Annotated in this window: 22 protein-coding genes and 1 pseudogene; 14 read left to right on the top strand and 9 right to left on the bottom strand. The window is 37.7% G+C overall.

Annotated elements, in window-relative coordinates; genetic code table 11:
• Nucleotides 1–300: 300 nt before the first annotated feature.
• Nucleotides 301–684: an SH3 domain-containing protein gene (locus E0H88_RS14485; RefSeq protein WP_165493328.1), complete on the bottom strand. Its 384-nt coding sequence runs from the start codon at nt 682–684 to the stop codon at nt 301–303.
• On the bottom strand, nt 663–1,025 hold the full coding sequence (locus E0H88_RS14480) for a hypothetical protein (RefSeq protein WP_131274716.1): 363 nt from the start codon (nt 1,023–1,025) through the stop codon (nt 663–665). The genes E0H88_RS14485 and E0H88_RS14480 overlap by 22 nt, the downstream gene beginning before the upstream one ends.
• A gap of 388 nt (nt 1,026–1,413) precedes the next feature.
• Here E0H88_RS14480 and E0H88_RS14475 point away from each other — a divergent pair, with 388 nt between their 5' ends.
• The 3 genes from E0H88_RS14475 (at nt 1,414) to E0H88_RS14465 (ending at nt 4,338) form a co-directional block, all read left to right on the top strand.
• The gene (locus E0H88_RS14475; RefSeq protein WP_131274714.1) at nt 1,414–2,247 is read left to right on the top strand and encodes a hypothetical protein; all 834 of its coding nucleotides are present in this window, start codon (nt 1,414–1,416) and stop codon (nt 2,245–2,247) included.
• Nucleotides 2,248–2,804: 557 nt separating this feature from the next.
• Nucleotides 2,805–3,371, top strand: a complete 567-nt coding sequence (locus E0H88_RS14470) for a recombinase family protein (protein WP_004758168.1) — start codon at nt 2,805–2,807, stop codon at nt 3,369–3,371.
• Between the two features lie 10 nt (nt 3,372–3,381).
• Entirely contained in the window at nt 3,382–4,338 is a 957-nt protein-coding gene (locus E0H88_RS14465) for an arsenic resistance protein (protein WP_004665958.1), read from the top strand.
• Nucleotides 4,339–4,459: 121 nt separating this feature from the next.
• Here the strand turns inward: E0H88_RS14465 and feoB are convergent, their stop codons facing one another.
• The 3 genes from feoB to E0H88_RS14450 are packed head-to-tail and all read right to left on the bottom strand — an operon-like array spanning nt 4,460 to nt 7,831.
• On the bottom strand, nt 4,460–6,289 hold the full coding sequence (gene feoB / locus E0H88_RS14460; protein ID WP_131274712.1) for a ferrous iron transporter B: 1,830 nt from the start codon (nt 6,287–6,289) through the stop codon (nt 4,460–4,462).
• Nucleotides 6,279–6,539, bottom strand: coding sequence for a FeoA family protein (locus tag E0H88_RS14455; protein ID WP_004665962.1), 261 nt, complete (start codon nt 6,537–6,539; stop codon nt 6,279–6,281). The genes feoB and E0H88_RS14455 overlap by 11 nt, the downstream gene beginning before the upstream one ends.
• 11 nt (nt 6,540–6,550) lie before the next feature.
• On the bottom strand, nt 6,551–7,831 hold the full coding sequence (locus E0H88_RS14450) for a cation efflux transmembrane domain-containing protein (protein WP_005105969.1): 1,281 nt from the start codon (nt 7,829–7,831) through the stop codon (nt 6,551–6,553).
• A 90-nt stretch (nt 7,832–7,921) separates the two neighbouring features.
• Between E0H88_RS14450 and cadR the strand changes: the two genes are divergently transcribed.
• From cadR to E0H88_RS14415, 7 genes are all read left to right on the top strand, one after another.
• A complete protein-coding gene (cadR, locus tag E0H88_RS14445) occupies nt 7,922–8,314 on the top strand; it encodes a Cd(II)/Pb(II)-responsive transcriptional regulator (RefSeq protein WP_004281856.1) in 393 nt (130 codons plus the stop codon).
• 142 nt (nt 8,315–8,456) lie between these two features.
• On the top strand, nt 8,457–8,867 hold the full coding sequence (locus E0H88_RS14440; protein ID WP_005180699.1) for a hypothetical protein: 411 nt from the start codon (nt 8,457–8,459) through the stop codon (nt 8,865–8,867).
• A gap of 49 nt (nt 8,868–8,916) precedes the next feature.
• The gene (locus tag E0H88_RS14435) at nt 8,917–10,284 is read left to right on the top strand and encodes a TolC family protein (RefSeq protein WP_004781067.1); all 1,368 of its coding nucleotides are present in this window, start codon (nt 8,917–8,919) and stop codon (nt 10,282–10,284) included.
• 1 nt (nt 10,285) lies between these two features.
• Nucleotides 10,286–11,521 carry an efflux RND transporter periplasmic adaptor subunit gene (locus E0H88_RS14430; RefSeq protein ID WP_016165561.1) on the top strand — a complete coding sequence of 412 codons (1,236 nt, stop codon included), beginning with the start codon at nt 10,286–10,288 and terminating at the stop codon, nt 11,519–11,521.
• Complete coding sequence (locus E0H88_RS14425; protein ID WP_131274710.1) at nt 11,511–14,669, top strand: efflux RND transporter permease subunit; 3,159 nt, start codon at nt 11,511–11,513, stop codon at nt 14,667–14,669. Before E0H88_RS14430 ends, E0H88_RS14425 begins: the two co-directional genes overlap by 11 nt.
• A gap of 85 nt (nt 14,670–14,754) precedes the next feature.
• On the top strand, nt 14,755–15,654 hold the full coding sequence (locus E0H88_RS14420; RefSeq protein WP_004665978.1) for a cation diffusion facilitator family transporter: 900 nt from the start codon (nt 14,755–14,757) through the stop codon (nt 15,652–15,654).
• A 203-nt stretch (nt 15,655–15,857) separates the two neighbouring features.
• Nucleotides 15,858–16,049 carry a hypothetical protein gene (locus E0H88_RS14415; RefSeq protein ID WP_004812236.1) on the top strand — a complete coding sequence of 64 codons (192 nt, stop codon included), beginning with the start codon at nt 15,858–15,860 and terminating at the stop codon, nt 16,047–16,049.
• A 225-nt stretch (nt 16,050–16,274) separates the two neighbouring features.
• Here the strand turns inward: E0H88_RS14415 and E0H88_RS14410 are convergent, their stop codons facing one another.
• Nucleotides 16,275–16,490, bottom strand: a complete 216-nt coding sequence (locus E0H88_RS14410; RefSeq protein WP_252152033.1) for a hypothetical protein — start codon at nt 16,488–16,490, stop codon at nt 16,275–16,277.
• 53 nt (nt 16,491–16,543) lie between these two features.
• On the opposite strand from E0H88_RS14410, the gene E0H88_RS14405 reads away from it, so the two are divergent.
• Nucleotides 16,544–17,691 (top strand): IS3 family transposase gene (locus E0H88_RS14405; protein WP_131274707.1). Its coding sequence is split into 2 segments (ribosomal slippage): nt 16,544–16,790 and nt 16,790–17,691, totalling 1,149 coding nucleotides; the frame shifts between segments, so codons are not numbered across the junction.
• A gap of 110 nt (nt 17,692–17,801) precedes the next feature.
• Here the strand turns inward: E0H88_RS14405 and uraH are convergent.
• On the bottom strand, nt 17,802–18,200 hold the full coding sequence (gene uraH, locus E0H88_RS14400) for a hydroxyisourate hydrolase (RefSeq protein WP_044109712.1): 399 nt from the start codon (nt 18,198–18,200) through the stop codon (nt 17,802–17,804).
• A gap of 26 nt (nt 18,201–18,226) precedes the next feature.
• A complete protein-coding gene (locus E0H88_RS14395) occupies nt 18,227–18,703 on the bottom strand; it encodes a GlcG/HbpS family heme-binding protein (RefSeq protein WP_465080595.1) in 477 nt (158 codons plus the stop codon).
• A gap of 121 nt (nt 18,704–18,824) precedes the next feature.
• Between E0H88_RS14395 and E0H88_RS14390 the strand changes: the two genes are divergently transcribed.
• The 3 genes and pseudogenes from E0H88_RS14390 to E0H88_RS14380 all read left to right on the top strand — a co-directional run.
• Nucleotides 18,825–19,496, top strand: a complete 672-nt coding sequence (locus E0H88_RS14390) for a heavy metal response regulator transcription factor (RefSeq protein WP_044109708.1) — start codon at nt 18,825–18,827, stop codon at nt 19,494–19,496.
• Complete coding sequence (locus E0H88_RS14385; protein WP_044109707.1) at nt 19,493–20,872, top strand: heavy metal sensor histidine kinase; 1,380 nt, start codon at nt 19,493–19,495, stop codon at nt 20,870–20,872. Before E0H88_RS14390 ends, E0H88_RS14385 begins: the two co-directional genes overlap by 4 nt.
• Nucleotides 20,873–20,950: 78 nt before the next feature.
• Nucleotides 20,951–21,323: pseudogene (locus E0H88_RS14380) on the top strand (IS6 family transposase); the annotation flags it as partial.
• Between the two features lie 9 nt (nt 21,324–21,332).
• Here the strand turns inward: E0H88_RS14380 and E0H88_RS16015 are convergent.
• A partial coding sequence (locus E0H88_RS16015; RefSeq protein WP_131274705.1) for an IS30 family transposase occupies nt 21,333–21,544 on the bottom strand: 212 nt, incomplete at its 5' end.

Raw genomic sequence — 21,544 nt, 5'->3', positions numbered from 1 at the left:
ATGGTCTACGATAAATCAGGTACAGTTCAGACTTTAAAAACAATTTATTCTTTTTGATGTAGGAAGTCCGCATTAGTAAGTATCTGAATAAAGGTGATTGCATGCAGCATAAAAGTCTCATCAAAATAACCTGGAACAATAGGTGTGTAATTAGGGTAAGAAGTTTTTGTCGAATCTATCACTTTACTTTCATGACACTCATCAGATGCTACTAAAGCCGATTCACAATTTTTATATTTTTTTCCTAGACATGAAATAGACTGCAATTTGCAGTCTATTTAAAAAATTCTATGCTATTTATTATTCAGTTGAACTCTCATCATCCTCGCAAAAGTCCTGTTCGTCTTCTGTATCTATTTCAAAGTCTTCAATCGATTCTACAAATGCACTATGAATAAACCCATCAATCTGACCATCACCAACTAAGTCCACACGTCCCCATTCAGAATTGACTCCCTCAAATCTGTCAATGTTAATCAATGTCCCCTGCGGCAATGTGTGTAGTACATTAAAATCTAAACTTGGACCAGACCTTAAGAAAAGACCATCTCGTGCTACTATTTTATATGTTTTAGTTTGCCTTCTAGATGCTGCCCAACCACTTTCTGCGGCATCTCTTAACCATTGAGGTGCATTTTTTGCTTTTCCTTCTGCTCCCCAAACTAATTTAGACCCAAAACCCACATGGATTTTTTCGCTCCCATATAACCAATACCTGCGCCAATACCGGCAGCTCCTAATCTTGCAACAGCAGTTACAAACGTTTTATAAATTGCCAAGCCACTATCATTGGTAAAATTTACGAGCTTTCCCCCTACCCAAAGTTCTAAATCGGCTGCATTTCCAAGATCATGTCGTGTAAAACCTACTCTTTTTGAACAGGTTCCTATAGAACATTGTCCTCCTGATGTAACACGAATTTCATCTACACCAGCTTCTTCTCCTGCAAGTAACAATATTTTTATAAGTCTATTATCGACCTTGTCATTTCTTACTTTTGCTAAAACCTGCGTGTATTGAACCATTTTTAACACCTTTATTTTTGTAAATTATTTTTTTAAAAAGTTGTGTTTTAACCTAATCTTTTTTAATCTTATTTTTAGTTCTTCTAACCGTACTGGTTTAGTCTATCAACTGTACTACATTTTTTTCTAGTTAATAAGTGATATAAATTCGATTGGAAAAACGACTCATCAAGATAAAAGAATTGATGACAAAAAATAAAAAGTCAATTTTAGTTTAGAAAAAAATAGAATCATAAGATGTTTTCTTTCCCCAAAAAACTGATAAGTGGATAATATTCTATTTGATTTTTGATTTTTGATTTTTGATTTTTGATTTTTGATTTTTGATTTTTGATTTTTGATTTTTGATTAAAAATAATCTCACGTAATTAAAAAAAAGGAAATTACTATGAAAATTAAAATCTTAATAGCATTAACAATAACTTTATCTGGTTGTGCTTATTTTCCCCAATATCAGACACCATACAATATTCCAAAGGTAACTATACAAGGTACAAATTGGCAAGAGGGTAGTATGCTTACATCAACTCATCGAAGATATTGGTTGAGTTATGAAAGAGCAATTGAAGCTGAGGGTTATAAAACAAATAGAACAAATCTAATATTAACAGAGAATAATAAACCAGGAGACTTTAAAACTATCGACTATCATATACCTCAAAATGATAATACATCACAAAGACAAAAGTTAAATAAACAGTTATTCATTGAAGGAAGTATTTACGCTAAATCTTTATGTACAGCATATTTTCAAAATGCGTCCTTTACAAAAGCGCATAGAGAAAACTTACGAAGACAATCAAATATCACTGGAGGACTTATATCTGCTGCTTTAGGCTTAGCGGAAGCTTCAGTAGGTGCTATTAGTGGTGTAGGTGTTGCTTTTAGTAGCTTAGATTCAAGTTTTGATGCTTATAACACATCATTTTTGGTTAGCCCTAATTTAGGCTTAGTTGAAAGATCAGTAATGAGACAACTTGACACAATATCCCAAAAATATAAAAACACAGAATTCAATTATGTTGCAGATACGCTGACCGCTCTTGCTGAATATGATCTATCTTGTAGCCAAAATGGTATGCAGGCTCTAGTAGACGATGCATTAAATAAACAAATTACAAATTATACTTCTTCTACCATAACAGGCTCTCAACTAGCAGAAGCTGCTGTAACAGAAGCCCAGAAAATTGAAAATGCGACTCAAAAAGAAAATAAACCGTAATTAAAGTCATAACTGTTGGCAAAAAACGATCAAAATACTGAAATTCAGCTAAAAATAGTAAAAAAGGAATTTAACCAAAAAGAGAAACCTAGAACCAAGATGATGAAAAAATAATAGACTAGACATTTTATTGGTGAGAGTCCAGACACTTTAATTTGGTTCTAACATGTAAATCCAAATTAGAAATGTCCGCTTTTAGAATATGCACTTTTGTGATTTTCTTAAAGGACGGTTTGATATATTGTTGTCTTATGTTGGATAAAGAATTTAAACGATTGTCATTTTGCAGGAAATCTGTGATCAACTCATAACTCAATATAGCTTTAATTAGCTCCAAAACTTAATTTAAAATTTTATCCACTGTTAATGCATTTCAGGATAGCCATTAACTTACATTCAATATGTAATTTTAGAGTATACCCTAAAGCAACACTCAGAATGTCCCGGATTTTATGTATCATTTAAATGATTTTTAATCATATATAACATGTAACTTTGATATTAAAGATTTATAATTTACGAAATTGTTCATTTTTATCCAATTGGGGAGTGAAAGAGTGAAAGGTCAAAAAGTAGGTTATGTCCGGGTGAGTTCAGTCGAGCAAAATACAGGACGTCAACTTGAGGGAATTGAAATCGACCGGATTTTTGTTGACCGAGCTTCGGGTAAAAATACCGACCGACCGAAATTTCAGGAAATGTTGAACTATGTCCGGGAAGGGGACAGGGTGATTGTACATTCCATGGATCGTTTTGCTCGAAGCTTAAAAGATTTAGTCACTGAAGTAGATAAACTGGTCAAACGAGGAATTGCCATCCAGTTCGTAAAAGAAAATATTACTTTCACTGCTCAATCTACCCCGATGGATAATTTGATGCTGCAATTGATGGGCGCTTTTGCACAGTTCGAACGTGAGATCATTTTAGAGCGTCAAAAAGAAGGAATAAAACTGGCCTCTGCTCAAGGAAAGTACAAAGGGCGTGTACATAAATTGAAACCTGAACAGGCTGAAGCTTTAAGACAAGAATGGAAGGAAGGAAAGTACCCTTCAAAAATGGCATTAGGCCAGGCATTTGGAATTAGTCGCCAGGCGGTATACCGCTATTTAAAAGCAAGTGAGTAACTCAATTAAAATGGAAAATATTCGAAATTTTCTTGAAGATAATCAAGTCAAAATCTACTTCTGTACCATCTTTATCGGAGTTATTTTTGGATTAACCATCAGTGGAGCGACGATTTTAGAAAGTTTGATTAACCCTGCACTGGCATTAATGTTATTTGCTACTTTTTTACAAGTACCTATTGCAGAAATTGGCAAGGCATTAAAAAATTTACGTTTTATTTCTGCATTACTTATTACTAACTTTATTGCCTTACCTTTAATTACGGCAGGTCTAATACAATTTTTACCTGAAAACCCACTTATTCGTTTAGCTGTACTTTTTGTTCTACTAGCACCGTGTATTGATTATGTGATTACTTTCACCCATGTTGGGAAAGGTAATGCAAGATTATTACTTGCGATGACACCTGTATTATTGCTTATCCAAATGATCTTACTACCAATTTATCTTGGTGTACTCCTCGGAGAAGAGGTAGCTCAGCTTGTTGAAATTGGTCCTTTTGTCCATGCGTTTGTATGGTTCATTGTTGCACCCTTAGCAATGGCAGCTATAGTTCAGTTCATTGGGAATAGAAATGAACAAGCAGAAAAAGTGGCTGAAAGCCTAAACTTATTTCCTGTACCTGCCACAGCCCTAGTTTTGTTTATCGTCCTAGCATCAGTTATGCCTCAAATTGGGCTTGCAAAAAGTGCAGCTCTTCAAGCTTTACCAATTTATATTTCTTTTGCCATTATTGCTCCATTCGTGGGTTGGATAATTGCTCGTATTTTTCGATTAGAATCTGGCTCTGCTAGTGCTGTGTCCTTTTCAGCATCATATAGAAATTCATTTGTTATTCTTCCATTAGCTTTTGCAATTCCGGGAAGTATGCCCATAATTCCTGCTGTAATCTTGACTCAGACTATCGTTGAACTATGCTTTTTACCAATCTATATTCGTCTGATACCTCGACTATTCAAAACCTAGAGATTTAAACATTTAAGTAGTTGTTATAGTTAGATAAAAGTATTCAGAAGCCCACGCTTACATCGAGTAATTTAATAAAGGGGGGGGAGCTAGCTCCCCCCCTCTTTTATTCATTTGCTAATTAAAACTTACTCGCAACTTGATATGTGATGAATGAAAAGATGTAGGCTAATGCAAACAAATAAGTTGCCATAACGACAGGCTGTTTCCAGCTACCTGTTTCTCGTCTAATTGTTGCTAACGTGGCAAGACAATGTGGAGCAAAAATAAACCATACCAATAATGATAAACCTGTGGCTAACCCCCATCCATCCGGGCCTGAAATTTGACTTAACAGACTTTGAGTTACTGTATCTTCATCACCTGACATCGCATAAATCACCCCAAGAGCAGCAATTACAACTTCCCTTGCTGCCATAGCAGGAATGAGTGCAATACATATTTCCCATGTAAACCCAATAGGCGCAAATATAGGATGAATTAAATGTCCTAACTGACCAGCTAAACTATAGTTAATGGCCGGCATGCTTGCATTATCTGGTGGTTGAGGGAACGTGACTAGCACCCATAACAAGATAGACAGTGCGACGATAATGCCACCAACTCGTTTTAAGAAAATAGTTGCCCTATCATATAAGCCTAATGCAATATTTCTAATATCTGGAATTCGGTATGTGGGAAGTTCAAAAATAAAAATACTTTCAGTTTTATCTTTTCGAACCAATTTCAGAAACACTGAAACTAATAACGCTGAGACTATTCCCGACATATAAAGACCAAAAAGGACTAATCCTTGCAGACTTAACCAGCCGTAGATTAATTGGTTCGGAATAAATGCCGCGATCAATAAAGCATATACTGGCAATCTTGCTGAACAGGTCATCAAGGGTGCAATCATAATTGTTGCTAATCGGTCCCGTTCAGAGCTGATACTTCTGGTTGCCATAATTCCGGGAATGGCACAAGCAAAACTGGATAGCAGAGGAATAAATGAACGGCCGCTAAGCCCGGCTTTAGACATTAATTTATCTAAAAGAAATGCTGCCCGGGGTAAATAGCCTGACTCTTCAAGCATTAAAATGAAGAAGAATAAAATCAAAATCTGAGGCATATATGCAAGCACGCTACCTGCACCAGCAATTACCCCATCCACAACCAAGCTTTTTAATAGAGGATGTTGGATTAGTGGTCCAATAAAATCACTGAGCCATGCGACAAAATTTTCAATGAATTCAATAAAAGGCGTTGCCCATATAAATACCGCCTGGAACATCACAAACATGGTTAAAGTTAAGATTACTAAACCCAATACAGGATGTAGAAAAATTTTATCTAGAAATGCGGTTCTTTTATCACCACTGTCATTATTTAAAATAACTTGTTTGGTGATTTGTTTGACCTGTTCAAAATGACTTAATTCAGAATGATAAGGAGTAATAAAAAGATTTTTTTGATCTAATTGATTAATTAAATCTTGAATTCCTTTTGTTTTAACTGCGACAGCTTCAACTACAGGGATACCTAACAGTTGAGACAGTTTATCCTTATCAATGGAAATACCACGCTTTTTGACCTCATCCATCATATTTAATACAAGAATCATAGGGCGATTTAGAGCACGAACTTCGAGAACCAAGCTCAAATGTAAGCTTAAATTTGTGGCATCTACAACGCATATAAAAATATCGGGTAGAATTTCACCTTTTAGCTCGCCCAAACAAACTGCCCTGGTGACTTCTTCATCTAAACTACTAGGTTTTAAACTGTAAGTTCCGGGTAAGTCCAATACTCGTATTGCATCACCAGAAGGTAATTTAAAAGAACCTTCTTTTCTTTCTACGGTAACCCCAGCATAGTTGGCAACTTTTTGTCGCGTACCAGTAAGCGTATTAAATAAAGAGGTTTTTCCGCAATTTGGATTACCGACTAATGCAATGTTCTTAATCTTCATTGGATACTAACTCTACAAAAATTCTTTCAGCTTCATTCTTTCTTAATGCGAATCTTGAAGTTTCAATTTGAACTAAAACAGGATCTCCGCCAAAAACACCTTTAGCGAGTACTTGTAGAGTTTCACCCTCTCTAAAACCTAATAGTTGGAGCCGTTCCAATACGGGATCAGTGGTATGACTGTATTGATTACCTTTTTTGAGATCTCTAATTTTGACGATCTGATTTTGTTTAACTTGAAATAGATTCATTTTCGATACTCTTACTTCAAAGCCAAAATCTTTCGAGCACCATTAAGCACGAATAAAGAAACCAGGATGCCAATGATTAAGTCTGGGTAAGCTGATCCCGTCCACGCCACGAGTACACCGGCAAATATAACGCCCATATTTACGACAACGTCATTCGCCGAGAAAATCCAACTGGCTTTCATATGTGCGCCATCTTCTCGATGACCAGAAATAAGATATAAGCATGTCACGTTAGCTATAAGTGCGAGCAGGCCAATAACAATCATGAGCGTTGATTCTGGCTCGCTTCCAAACATGAATCGTCTAATGACATCAATAATCACGATGACAGCAAGTAATAACTGAATCCAACCTGCGAAATGGGCTGCTTTCACTTGATATTTCGCAGCTTTTCCGACGGCATATAGCGCAATACCATAAACGGCTGCATCGGCAAACATATCTAGAGAATCAGCAATCAATCCTGTAGACGCAGCAATAATTCCGCTGATGAATTCTATAAAGAAAAGTAGAGCATTAATGCCTAATAACAGTTTAAGTACTTTAGCTTGTCTCACAGGATCAGGTTCATTAGGTATATCGCCTGAAGAAAGCTGTGTTTCATCAAGTTTCGCCCCAAAACCCAGTCCTTCAAGTTTGGCCGTAATTTGCTGACTCCCTTCATTATGGAAGACTTTCAGTTTTCGATTGGGAAGATCAAAAGTAAGACCTTTAACTGCTTCAATATCTGCAAGAGCCATACGGACCATTTGCTCTTCAGCAGAGCAATCCATTTTAGGAATGGTATAGGTACTTGTTTGCTTAGCCTGTTGATTGCTTATATAAGTTTCAGTCTTCACAAGCTTTGCACCAAAACCCAAAGCTTCAAGTTTGGTAGTTATATTTTCATCTTTTTGATTATGTAGAACCTTTAAAGACCGGTTAGGTAAATCAAAGATGAGTTTTTGAACACCATCAATTGAAGATAGCGCCATACGAACCATCTGTTCTTCCGCAGAACAATCCATTTTGGGAACTAAGTATTCACTCATGTAGTGCGAATTTTTTAAAACGTCTTCAGTGCTTAAATTTTCTTTGGGATCAGAACCACAACAGGATTGAGCGGTATCTTCACAACTGTTTGAAGTGTTACAGCAAGGAGATGAAGATTTTTCTTCTTCCTCTTCACCACAACAGCTAAGCGTATTATTACAATTCTTTGAATTGTTTGCTTCTGCAATTGATGGATGATTTTCTTGTTGAGATTTCTTATCTTTGCATGGTGTTTCTTTACTACATCCACAACCACTCATAATTATACCCATTAAAAAAATTTATAAACTTTGAATATTAGAATCCCTATAGTTACTATAGAGTCAAGATTTTTTGGAAATACCAACTCAATGCATTTAAAAATTGGTGAACTCTCTAAAAAAACCTCATGTTCAGTATTAACAATTAGGTTTTATGAAAAGGAAGGTTTAATTCCGGAACCCGAAAGAACGGAAGGAAATTACCGCCTTTACGATATAGGCTATGTTGAGCGAATTAAGTTTATTTTGAATTGCCGAACTTTAAATATGAGTTTGAATGAAATTCGTCAATTACTCACCTATAAAGATAATCCCAAGAAAAATTGTTCAGATGTGAATGAATTAATTGACTTACATGTCAGTGCTATCAGAGAAAATATAATCAAGCAACAAAAGCTTATTGAACAATTATCTGATTTAAGAGGTACTTGTGATGGTTTATGTACAATTGACCAATGTGGAGTTCTAAAAAATCTAGCTTGATTATCTAGACCTATGCTTTTTTCAAAAACTCTGTATATCTTTACTTAAGGCTGCAAAAAGATTAAGGTGACTTAAATTTTGTGATCAGATCTTAGATAGCTTTGGTTAGCTTCCGATTGGTGTTTTAAATACAGATTTGTGTATGAAGAGAAAAACATTTCTAATCCAGATATTGGTACTCTTATTCACATTCCAGAATATTTGGAGTGTGGCAGAGGCTGCTTGTCTGCATGAAATGCCAAACATACCCAATTCAATACTCTCTAATCCAATCGATTTAGACGAAAAGAGTGATAGTCCTCGTCAAGCACTTTATTCCCTAGAAAACTATAAAGAAATCTATGACTATTGTCAGAAGGTTTGTTTTAACGAAAAGTGCAGTCATTTCTCAAATACAATCGTGATTCAGATTGACCCACCCGATGATCTGAAGCTTAAAGCTAATTTTGAGACCGGCATTACCCCAACTTATTTGGGAATAACTTTTTATAAACCCCCTTATCTGAATCAATTAACCCCGCCTCCCGATTTGCCCCTACTATTGGTGGGGTAGTCTTATAAAAGCCCACCACTCCTAATTTCATTATGCGTGGGGCATTTTCATGTCAAAAAACAAATTACATCAGGATACCTCCATCCTGAATTTATCCTGGTCAGCCTTAGGTAGCGGTATCTTGCTATCTGCAATGATCAGCTTCAGTACTTCCGTAGTCGCCAGTACTCAAGATTTAACGCTGCAGCAAGCTATTGAGCAGGTTAACCAATATCAAGCGTCCCAAAATTTCTGGGAAACGCAAAATAGTATTAATGCCACGAATCTTCAGCAAAGTAAGCTGTTTAAAAATCCTGAATTGTCAGTTGAACAAACGGGCTTTGGTTCAAATAATGAAAAAGAGCTTGCCATCGGTATATCACAACCTTTGGATATTTTTGGTGAGCGAAGAGCAAACCAAAAATTAGCCAGTCTCTCAATAGATAAAACAGCGCTGAAACAGAAGATTTATCAAGCACAAATTGAGCTTGCAGTGAAATATGTATGGTCGCAACTGGCCATTGCCGAACTTGAAAAAAACATTGTCAATGAACAACTTCGGGTGAGCGAAGAAAACCTTCAAGCAATCGAAAAGCGCTTTAATGCAGGCAGTATCGCGCAAGTAGATGTGAATCGCGCACGTTTAAGTCATGCTGAAAATATCCGTCTTTTTAGACAGGCCGACTTACAGGTACAAGTGGCAACCCAACAATTATCAAATTTATGGGGAACCTCTGATAAGTCATTGAAGGTAAACCTCTCTTCGCAAAAGCTTTGGCCAAAATCGACTCATGGGCAGGTTCAAGAATATTTAGCGGATAACTACATTGAGAAATATCGGATTTTACAGGTGTTAGAGTCTCAAGCAACGGTTGATCAGCTGAAAGCAAAGTCACGTCCTAATCCTACTTTAAACCTGGGCGTTAACCGCACCCAATCCTTGGATAACTCAACACAAAATCAACTGGTGGTTGGAGTCAGTGTACCGCTCAATATTTTCGATCGTCAGCAAAATGGCATAAAAATCGCGCAAGAAAAAATGAACTTATTAGAGCGTCAGAAAGACTTTTATCTAAAGCAAAATGCGCTGCAAATAGGCACGATCTTAACCGAGTTGCAGGGTTTAGAGCTTCAATTCAAAGTCGTTGACGAGACTCAAATTCCTTTGGCGACTCAAGTTCAAAGTAAAACTTTACAAGGTTTTCTGGCAGGAAAGTTTGCTTTAACCGATGTTCAGCAAGCCACGCTTCAATTACAAGACATCCGTCTACGTAAAGTCCAGTTGTTACGGGAGGGCTGGCAAAAGGCCATCGAAGCAGAAAGTTTAAGCTTAGGCATTAGCCCAAGTGAAGTCATGTCGAAAGATGCTATTGCACAAATCAATCAAAATTTATGGCAAGACATACAGGCCATGCCTGTCATTGGTGGGGGAAATTAACATGTTCGATCTTAAAAACAGCTTAAAAAAACAGAGCGGAAAAATCTCTCAACCCCTACTGATTAGTTTGGTCATCGGCGCTACCGTACTCCTCAGTATTTTCTTGATCTTAACGGGTAAGAATAAATCTGAAACATCAGATGAACATGCCGAGGAAGAAGGGGGAGAAGAACATGGTGGTGAAACCGAAGAGCATGCAGAAGGTGTGAGCCTGACTGCCAAGCAACTGGTGGAACAGGGCATACAATTATCAGCGGTCGATCAAGGCCCGGTGGTTAAATTAAGTTCTTATCCTGCCAAACTGAATGTGAATACTGACCAGCAAGCGCACGTCTCACCGAGTTTTAGTGGTCATGTAGAAAATGTCTATGTAGAACTCGGTCAAAAAGTTCAGAAAGGACAGCCTTTGGCTGCGTTGCTTGTTCCTGATCTAGTTGATCAGCAGGCCAATCTTAAAATTGAACAAACCAACCTTGAACTGGCGAAACAAGACTATGATCGTGAGCGTCAGCTTTGGTCACAGGGCATTTCAGCAAAACAGGACTATCAACGTGCTTATAACAGCTATAAACGGGCACAAATTCAGGTTCAAGCGGCCCAATCACGTTTAAGTGCATTTGGTGCAGTGAATGCCAGTAACGGACGCTATATTTTGAAAGCTCCCATTTCTGGCGTGATCAGTAAAAAGGATTTGGTTCTCGGGGAAAATGTTCAGTTAGCCGATCAACTCTTTACGATAGACCGGTTAGATCAACTCTGGCTTGAGTTTATTGTTCCAAATTCTGAAATTATGGGCTTAGCCCCGAATCAAAAGATCGAATTTAAATCCTTGCAAACGGAAAAGGTCTATCAGGCTGTTATTCAGACTTTAAATACTGAAGCGGATATTCAAACAGGCCGTCTTCAGGTGCGAGCAAAAGTTGAATCGAATGCAACCGAATTACGTCCAAACTTGATGGTAAACGTACAGTTGCAACAACGCAGTGAAAGTACCGCATTACGGGTACTTAAGTCCGCAGTTCAGAATGTCGATGGAAAAGATGTGGTTTTTGTCGCCACTCAGCATGGACAGAAAGTTGAATTCAGTCCGCAACCGGTGAAATTAGGGCAATCGTCTGGGGATAGCCAGTGGATTGAAGTGGTAAATGGGCTTAATCAGGGACAAAAATATGCAGCTCAAGGCAGTTTCTTACTGAAATCTGAGATGGAAAAAGGAGAGGCTTCACATGAGCACTAAAAGCCCTCACATTCCAGACCACGAATCGGTAAAACCTGAAGGGCTGTTTGATCGGCTGATCCAGTTTTCTATCCATAACGCCATTTGGATTATGCTGTTTATTGCAGCCTGGATTGCTATTGGTATTTATAGTTATCAAAAGTTACCGATTGATGCTGTACCGGATATTACCAATACTCAGGTGCAGATTAACACTTCAGCCAATGGCTTTACGGCTTTGGAAATGGAACAGCGGATTACCTATCCCATTGAGAATGCCATGTCAGGCATGCCGAAAATGGAACAAACCCGTTCGATTTCACGCTACGGCTTATCGCAAGTGACCATCATTTTTGAAGATGGCACGGATATTTACTGGGCCAGACAGCTTATCAACCAGCGCTTGCAAGAAGCAATGGGAGAAATGCCTGAAGATGTGCAACCTAACATGTCGCCTATTTCGACAGGTTTAGGTGAAATCTATCAATGGGTGATTAAAGCCGAACCAAATGCTAAAAAGCCGGATGGAACCCCTTATTCGGCGATGGATTTACGTGAAATTCAGGATTGGATTGTAAGACCGCAATTACAGCGCGTAAAAGGCGTTGCTGAGATCAACAGTATCGGTGGCTTTAATAAAACCTATGTGGTTGCCCCTGATCTGAACCGATTGCAACAATTGCAAATTCCTTTGTCTGATTTACAAACTGCCTTAACAGAGAATAATGAAAACCGTGGTGCTGGCTATATTGAGAAAAATGGACAACAGCTAACGGTTCGTGTTCCCGGCACTTTAAACACGATTGAAGATATCCAGAACATCAGTATTGCCAATAAAAACGGCTATCCGATTCGGGTGGCAGATGTCGCCAATGTCTCAATTGGTCATGACTTAAGAACAGGGGCTGCAACCTATAATGGTGAAGAAACTGTATTGGGTATTGCCATGATGATGATGGGAGAAAATAGCCGTACCGTTGCTCAAGCCATTGATGAAAAGGTGCAATCGATCCAGCAATCGCTACCTAAAGGTGTGGTGATTGAGACTGTGTATGACCGTACGCATTTGGTTGATCGGGCGATCAAAACCGTTCAGAAAAATTTGATTGAGGGTGCAATCCTCGTCATTGTTATTTTATTTCTCTTTCTAGGTAATTTCCGTGCTGCGCTGATCACGGCTTGCGTTATTCCACTGTCAATGCTGTTTACCTTGACGGGAATGGCAGAGCAGAAGATTAGTGCAAATCTGATGAGTTTAGGGGCACTGGACTTCGGTATTATTATTGATGGTGCAGTGGTTATTGTAGAAAACTGTATCCGTCGGCTAGCAGAAGCTCAGAAGCTGAAAGGTGGTTTACTTAGCCGTTCTGAAAGATTTAAAGAAGTCTTCTTGGCTGCAAAACAGGCGCGTCGTCCTCTGATTTTTGGACAGTTAATTATTTTGGTGGTTTATCTACCTATCTTTACCCTGACGGGTGTAGAAGCCAAACTTTTCCATCCTATGGCAATGACTGTTGTACTGGCTTTAATTGGGGCCATGATTTTATCTGTCACTTTTGTGCCAGCCGCAGTTGCCCTATTTGTCACTGGAGAAGTCAAGGAAACCGAAAGTCGCTGGATGCATTGGCTTAAAACCAAATATGAACTGCTTTTAGATAAAGCCTATGAGCTTCGTTTATTTGTGACTATTGTGGCTGCCTGTATTTTAGTGCTTACGGGCGTGCTAGCCACTCAAACAGGTAGCGAGTTTGCACCTCAACTGGGTGAAGGTGATTTTGCTGTTCAGCAAATGCGTTCCCCAAGTACAGGGTTAGAACAGTCACTGAGAATGCAGGAAAATACTGAGAAGTTACTGTTGAAAGAATTTCCTGAAATTAAAGCGATCTTTGCTCGTACCGGTACAGCAGAAGTGGCCACAGATGTGATGCCACCCAACATTTCAGATGGCGTTGTACTGTTAAAACCTCATGATGAATGGCCTGATCCAAAACAAACGATTGATGAGCTTCGCCAAAGAATGATTACTTTCTTAGCGACATTGCCGGGAAATAACAGTGAGTTCTCGCAACCCATTGAACTGCGTTTTAACGAGTTAATTTCAGGGGTGCGAAGTGATGTGGGTGTCAAATTATTTGGCGATGATATGGAAATTCTGAATCGTGAAGCGAATAAGATTTCTCAGAAAATTAAATTAATTTCAGGCGCGACAGCCGTTAATGTAGAGCAAACCAGCGGCTTACCCTTGTTGAATGTAGAAGTTGATAAGTCCAGAGCCGCACAATACGGCTTGTCGGTAAGAGCAATTCAGGATCTGGTAGCTACAAGTGTCGGTGGCCAGAATGTTGGAACAATTTTACAGGGAGACAAGCGTTTTGATTTTGTCATCCGTCTAGATGAATCCCAGCGTAGTCCTGAACAGTTAGCGGTACTTCCTATTCAATTGCCGAATGGTGGTTTAGTCCAACTGCAAGATGTGGCACGCGTTGAAAATATCCTGGGTATTAATCAGGTCAGCCGTGAAAATGGTAAACGTCGAGTGGTTATTACTGCAAATGTAGAAGGACGTGATTTAGGCTCATTCGTAACAGAGCTTCAGAGCACGTTATCCAAACAGGAATTACCAAGCGGTTATTGGATAGATTATGGCGGTCAATTTCAAAATCTGATGTCTGCAAAAGCGCGTATGCAATTGGTGGTTCCGCTCGCATTGTTGACGATCTTTATTTTATTGATGGCTGTATTCCATAATATCAAAGAAAGCTTACTGGTCTTTAGTGGTGTACCGTTTGCCTTATGTGGAGGCTTAATCGCGTTGTGGTTGCGTGACATTCCATTATCCATGTCAGCAGGGGTTGGCTTCATTGCACTATCGGGGGTGGCTGTACTGAATGGCTTAGTCATGCTCACCTTTATCAAAGAGTTGCGACAACAATATGACCTTTATTATGCAACGTGGCAGGGTGCAATTTTGCGTCTTAGACCTGTGCTGATGACCGCTTGTGTGGCGTCCCTTGGGTTTGTCCCGATGGCTTTGGCAACCGGAACTGGGGCAGAAGTACAGAGACCTTTAGCAACAGTGGTTATTGGAGGAATTATCTCCTCTACCCTGCTTACATTGGTTTTATTGCCCGTACTGTACCGGTGGATGAATGAAAAGAAAGCTTCTTAATCCATTAGATTAAGCAACTTTTAGCAGAGATATTGGGTCTGTCTCAAATATCTCTGTTAATCATGGATTAAATAAGGAAAATTTTATGTCAGAACATCATGATCATAGCCATGCGGTTGTTACTGAAGGAAATAGTAAGAAATTAATGTTTGCTTTGGGTTTAACGACTACTTTCTTAATAGTAGAAGTTGTCGCTGCTTTTATTACCCAAAGTTTAGCATTACTGTCTGATGCCGCTCACATGTTTACTGATGTAGCCGCATTAGCTATTGCTCTTGCTGCTATCAAAATTGGTAAAAAAGCCGCAGATGATAAAAGAACTTTTGGCTATCAGCGATTCGAAATTTTAGCGGCTCTGTTTAATGCAGTGATGCTTTTTGTGGTGGCGATATATATTGTCTATGAAGCTTACCAACGCTTTACGCATCCTGCTGAAATTCAAAGTGTTGGAATGATGATTGTCGCAGTCATTGGTTTGGTCATAAATTTGATTTCAATGAAAATCCTTTCTGCGAGTGCTCAAGAAAGTCTAAATGTGAAAGGCGCATATTTAGAAGTCCTTAGTGATGCACTGGGATCGATAGGCGTGATTATCGGAGGAGTGGTCATTTATTTTACCCAGTGGATGTGGGTAGATACCGTAATCGCTGTGTTAATTGGCTTCTGGGTTTTACCTCGAACTTGGGTTTTATTAAAACAAAGTATCCATATTTTGCTTGAAGGGGTTCCTGATGAGATTGATATTGAGTCGTTAAGAAATGATTTATTGATGCTAGAGGGTGTTGAAGGGATTCATCAGTTGAAAGTCTGGGCTATATCTTCAAAAAACATTCATTTAACTGCTCATTTGGTTGCTCCTAATAGCGATCCAGATCAGCTCTATCAAAAGGCCTTAGACGTTCTAAAACATAATCATAGTATTACTGAAATTACGTTACAAATAGAAAGTAAGGAATGTAATACATTGGAACAGCATAAACATTAAAGTGCTGCTCTTTCTACATAATGGACAGATGACTAGGCTGATAAACCTTACCATTTTCCTGTATTACACTTCTATTTATCACACGCACTTTAAACACCATCCTGAGACATTTTAAAATTACAAGAATGTAATTTATGAGTCCTCTGGGTGTTAATTCTTTAAAGTTAGAATATCTAACAAGTATTAAATGAGAGTAAATAAACATGCTATTCAAAAATAAATTTTGTACTAAATTACTGTTAATTAGTGCATTCTTTAGTATCGCAAGTTTTAGTTATGCAGATGGCGGCTTGTTATTTCTTGAAAAGAATTTAAAAGCTTCTAAAGTTGAAAATTCTAAACAAAAACAAGTTAAAAATAATGAATCAAATGAATCAAATGAATCAAATGAATAGTTGGGTTGCATAAATAAATCAATTAGACTTATTCATTCAGCAATATAATTCCTGAATGAATAAGTTTATAACTAAAACCTATCACACCATTAGTTGAACTACATATAATTATAATATTAAAAATAAAGTATTTTTTTTAATCCCATTTCAATGGGTCATCTTTATATATCTCAATTTATGTTGTAAACATACAATGTAATTTCTAAATAAAAATATCCAATTTTTTTAAATCACTTCAGGATATAAAGCTTTAGCTATGCCAAAGCCAATTAAACCTGCTATGGCTAAATATAGGGCTTTCATGTACCACATGCCCCAAAGTACAGTTATTTTATTTGCTGAAAACTTATGTACTGGCTGACTTAAAAAATTGGTTGTTTGGTTAAATGACTTTTCAGATGCTTCAAGAGCATAATAATTTAATGCGGGGTGAATAGCCACTAATTTTGTAGACACCTTTTAGTTAGATAAAATGGCTAATTAACGAGGTGCTTATGAGCAGTAAACGATACCCTGAAGAATTCAAAATTGAAGCAGTAAAACAAGTCACTGAGAAAGGTTATAGTGTGGCCGAGGTTGCTACACGTTTAGGAACCACCACCCATAGTCTGTATGCCTGGATTAAACGTTATGATCCACAGCAGCCCAAGATAATAGAATCTAATGATCCAAGCGCAGAATTAGCAAAGTTAAAAAAAGAACTGCAACGGGTTACTGAAGAAAGGGACATATTAAAAAAGGCCGCGGTGTACTTCACAAGCCAGTCCAAATGAGGTACGCCTTTATTCAGGACAATCAGCACATATGGCCTGTTCGTCGTTTATGTTCAACGTTAGATGTTCATCACAGTGGTTATTACGCATGGTTAAAGCAACCCACCAGTAAAACTGCAAGGAAACGGCAACAGCTTTCAGGACTGATTAAACAGTTCTGGCTGGAATCTGGCGGAGTCTATGGCTATCGCAAAATTCACTGTGATTTGAAAGATGTTGGCGAAAGTTGCGGGATCAATCGAGTACATCGGCTGATGAAAGCAGATGGTCTTAAATCACAGCGTGGTTATCGTAAGCCTAGAGCTTACGCTGGTACTCCGGCTGTCATTGCCGCAAACAGCTTAAATCGACAGTTTAATCCAACTGAGCCGAACCAATTATGGGTGACGGACATTACCTATATCCGTACACATGAAGGGTGGTTGTATCTGGCAGTTGTGATTGACCTTTTTTCACGTCTTGTTGTTGGCTGGTCTATGAAATCAAGAATCACGACAGATCTGGTTTTAGATGCGTTATTGATGGCTTTGTGGCGGAGAAATCCAAAGAACAAAGTCCTAATCCATTCTGATCAGGGTAGCCAATATACCAGTCATGAATGGCAGACATTTCTCAGGCATCATAATCTTGAAAGTAGTATGAGTCGTAGAGGCAATTGTCATGACAATGCTGTTGCAGAAAGCTTCTTTCAGCTATTAAAGCGGGAACGAATTAAAAAGAAAATCTACGCAACTAGAACTGAAGCAAGATCAGATATCTTTGAATATATTGAGATGTTCTATAATTCAAAACGCAGACATGGTTCCAATGGTCAGCGTTCTCCATTAGATTATGAAAAGGCCAATCAAAAGATGGTTATGTGTGTCTAGAATTTTGGTGGCTATTCAACCTAACTTAAATAAAAAGTCTCCGACAAACCAGATAGTGTTAACCATGAAGCTCTAATCTTATACAAGTTAGAGCTTCTGTTTTTCTCAGCTTAGTTACCTCGATAGGTTGAATATCCATAAGGACTAAGCAATAAGGGAATATGATAGTGTTTTACCGAGCCATCGGTTTGGAAAATCACCGGGACTTCTGGAAAGAAAGAATTTTGCTTATTTTTCTTAAACCATTCACCTGTTTTGAAGGTAACTTTATAGACGGCATTGTCGAAAGTTTTATTTTCTGGAAATAATGCGGTTACACGACCTTGCTCATTGGTTTTAGCTTCTGAAATCTGTATCCATTTTCCATTTTTCTGTTCTTCCAAAGTAACTTTTACATCAGGTGAAGGCAATCCACTTTCCAAGTTAAGTACATGCACACTTAAAGGATTTTGCGCCATTACCCAACTTGAAATAAATAAACTGCCAGCGAATAAAAATAACTTGTTCATATGAATTTATCCTGAATTAAATTGCTTTAAATTTGTTTGAGTGTGATTTCTATGCCCTGTTGTGCACATTGATCATCTTGAATTGACCCACCTGCACCGGCTACACCAACTGCACCTAATAGCTGACTTTTATAAACTACGGGCACTCCTCCACCTAAAAGTAATAATTCAGGTAAGCTGGTTAAATTCTGTGAATCAACATTCTTCTGGGCATTACGCATAAATTGTAAGGTAGTCACCTTGCTTGAATATGCGGTAAAAGCTTTCCTTTGCGCTGCGATTAAATTATGTATACCCACAGTTTCATGCCGTTGACTTGCTAGGACATTGCCACCCTGATCTAACACCACTACAGCCGCAGGTTTAGCAGTAGTGCTACATGCCTGCATGACATTGGTGACCAGTTGATTGGCGAGGTTTAAATCCATAACATAGCTGGTTTTAGGAGCTGAATATGTGATTGAACTACATAGAAGTGCCGGAATAAATAGAAGTTTTTTCATCATTTCTATTAAGCTAAATTAAGAGATAAACTAGCTTATATAAAATAAAGTCATTATTGCATGACAATCAGATTACGAATTTGTAATGTAGTAACAGACAAGTCCATATAATATTATTTAGATGCACATACTTATTGTTGAAGATGAAAACAAAATTGCTGAATTTCTAGCAAAAGGGTTAAATGAATCTGGTTATTTATCCAGTATTGCTCATGATGGATTAACAGCGCTCAGGTTGTTTGAAGAAAAAAACTTCGATCTAGTGATTTTAGATGTCATGTTACCTGAAATTGATGGCTGGCAAGTATTAAAGACCTTAAGGACATTTTCTAAAATTCCAGTACTTATGCTGACTGCAAAAGATCATGTCCTGGATCGAGTTAAAGGCTTAGAACTAGGTGCAGATGATTATTTAATTAAGCCCTTCTCTTATATTGAACTATTAGCACGGGTCAAAAGTCTATTGAGACGCAGTGTAAAAAACGAGTCTGAATATTATCAAGTTGAAGATTTAATTTTATACCGGCTTGAACGTACTGTTTATCGGAACCAACAAAAAATCGACTTAAGCTCTAAAGAGTTTTCGCTTTTACACTTATTAATGCAACATCAAGGTGAATTATTAACCCGATCTCAAATTGCCTCTGAAGTGTGGAATATTAACTTTGATACAGACACCAATGTGGTGGATGTCGCTATCCGTCGTTTACGTGCCAAAATTGATGACCATTTTCAGCCCAAATTAATTCATACTGTTCGGGGTATGGGATATCGTTTAAGCATAAATAAATGAAAAATCAGCTAAGACATCTGAGTTTAACAACACGCTTAAGTATTTCCTTCAGTATTATTTGTTGTACTGTATTTTTTGCTATTGGTTTACTTTCTTATCACAACATGCAGCACCTGTTAGCTAAACAACGTGATCAGAATTTAACTGCACGTGTTGAACGCATTGAAATTTTTTTACAAGATCAAGAAAGTTTTCAGATTTTAGTTAAACACCCACGTCTGTATGAAAATATGCTGGGAAAAGAAGATAATCTTTTAATTTTAAAAAACCAGCAACTAGCCTTAATTGAGATTAATCCACTGAAAGTCCATATTCCAGATATGGGCGAATCAAAAACCATTACCTTTCTGGATAATCAATCTGAATTTGCCACAACCCGTTTGGCCTATAAAACTGTTGTTTTTAATCATCAACATTATCAACTCATTGCTGGCACACAACTTGATGAAGCTCAATCTACCCTAGATCAATATTTATGGACATTGATTCTCTATAGCTTATTGGGATGTGTAATGGCAAGCCTACTCGGACGTTGGGTGGGTCTGTATTTACTCAAATCTTTAAATAATTTGATTGAGCAAACACATAAAATTCAGGGTAATCAACCACATCAGCGAATCGAAGTTAAAAGTACTACAGTTGAGGTTGATAAACTCAGTTCAGCAATGAATGCGATGTTAGAAAAAATTCAAATTAATTATGATCAATTGGCACAGTTTTCTGAAGATATTGCCCATGAGCTAAGAACCCCCTTAAATAATTTAATGGGTCAAACACAAATTATGCTCATGCAATCTCGGTCACAACAAGAACTGGAGCAGCTTTTATATTCTCATCTTGAGGAATATGAACGACTAAGTAAGATGATAGACAATATGTTGTTCATCGCTCGTTCTGAACACAGTGATTATATTATCGAAAAAGAAAATATTGACTTATCCAACCTTATTTTAGAATTGGTCCACTATTTTGAATTCTTGGCTGAAGATAGGCTCATGAGATTTGTTTTAGAGTTAGAAAAGGGAATTCAAATATATGCTAATGCAAATTTGTTAAAAAGAGCGCTGTCTAATCTTATAATTAATGCGATTGATTATGGATTTGAAGATCAAGACATTGTGATTTCAACAAAATCTACGGAAAATCATATCGATATTGAAGTATTAACTAAAAATGTTTTTATTGACAAACAACATTTGAAGCATTTATTTGAACGTTTCTATCAAATTGAGAGTAGTCGACATGCCAAAGCAAAAACTGGTGGTTTAGGATTATCAATCGTTAAATCCATCATGATGTTACATCATGGAGAAGCAACCGCTTATAACACTCAGGAAGGAATTGTATTTAGTTTAAAAATTAAATATTTAACTTGAAGATGTTATTAAAAAGGGCACTGTTGCAAATAACCACTAATGGTAAGCAGAATCCTCTTTTAGCTAAAGGTGCAGCATATGAATCCCTTCCATGGTCGGCATTTTCAGGGAAAAAATCATCCTCTGGGCTGTACGCTGGTATTGTAAATATTGCATTAGCTATCGTGAACTGCAGGAAATGCTTGCCGAACGTGGTGTGAATGTTGATCACACGACTATTTATCGTTGGGTTCAACGTTATGCTCCGGAAATAGAAAAACGCTTACGCTGGTATTGGCGTAATCCTACAGATCTGAGCTCATGGCATATTGATGAAACTTATGTAAAAGTAAATGGACAATGGTCTTATCTGTATCGTGCAGTCGATCAACGTGGCAATACCATGGATTTTTATCTTTCTTCTAGACGTAATACCAAATCAGCATATTGTTTTCTTGGAAAAATTTTAAATAAGGCGGATTCAAGCGGCAAGTGCAACAGTATAAAAACCAGCCATAACTTCACTCGGTGTATGCCAACCTAGTGTTTTTCTAGGACGATGGTTGAGTGCAAATTCTATCTGCTCTATTTGTTCGTTTGACACGTCATCAAACGATGACGATTTTGGCAGATATTGCCGGATTAAACCATTCGTATTTTCATTTCTAGCTCGCTGAATAGACTTGTAAGGAT

Source organism: Acinetobacter sp. ANC 4216 (genome assembly GCF_004331195.1).
GTDB lineage: Bacteria > Pseudomonadota > Gammaproteobacteria > Pseudomonadales > Moraxellaceae > Acinetobacter > Acinetobacter kookii.
This window is presented reverse-complemented; position numbering and strand designations above follow the sequence as displayed.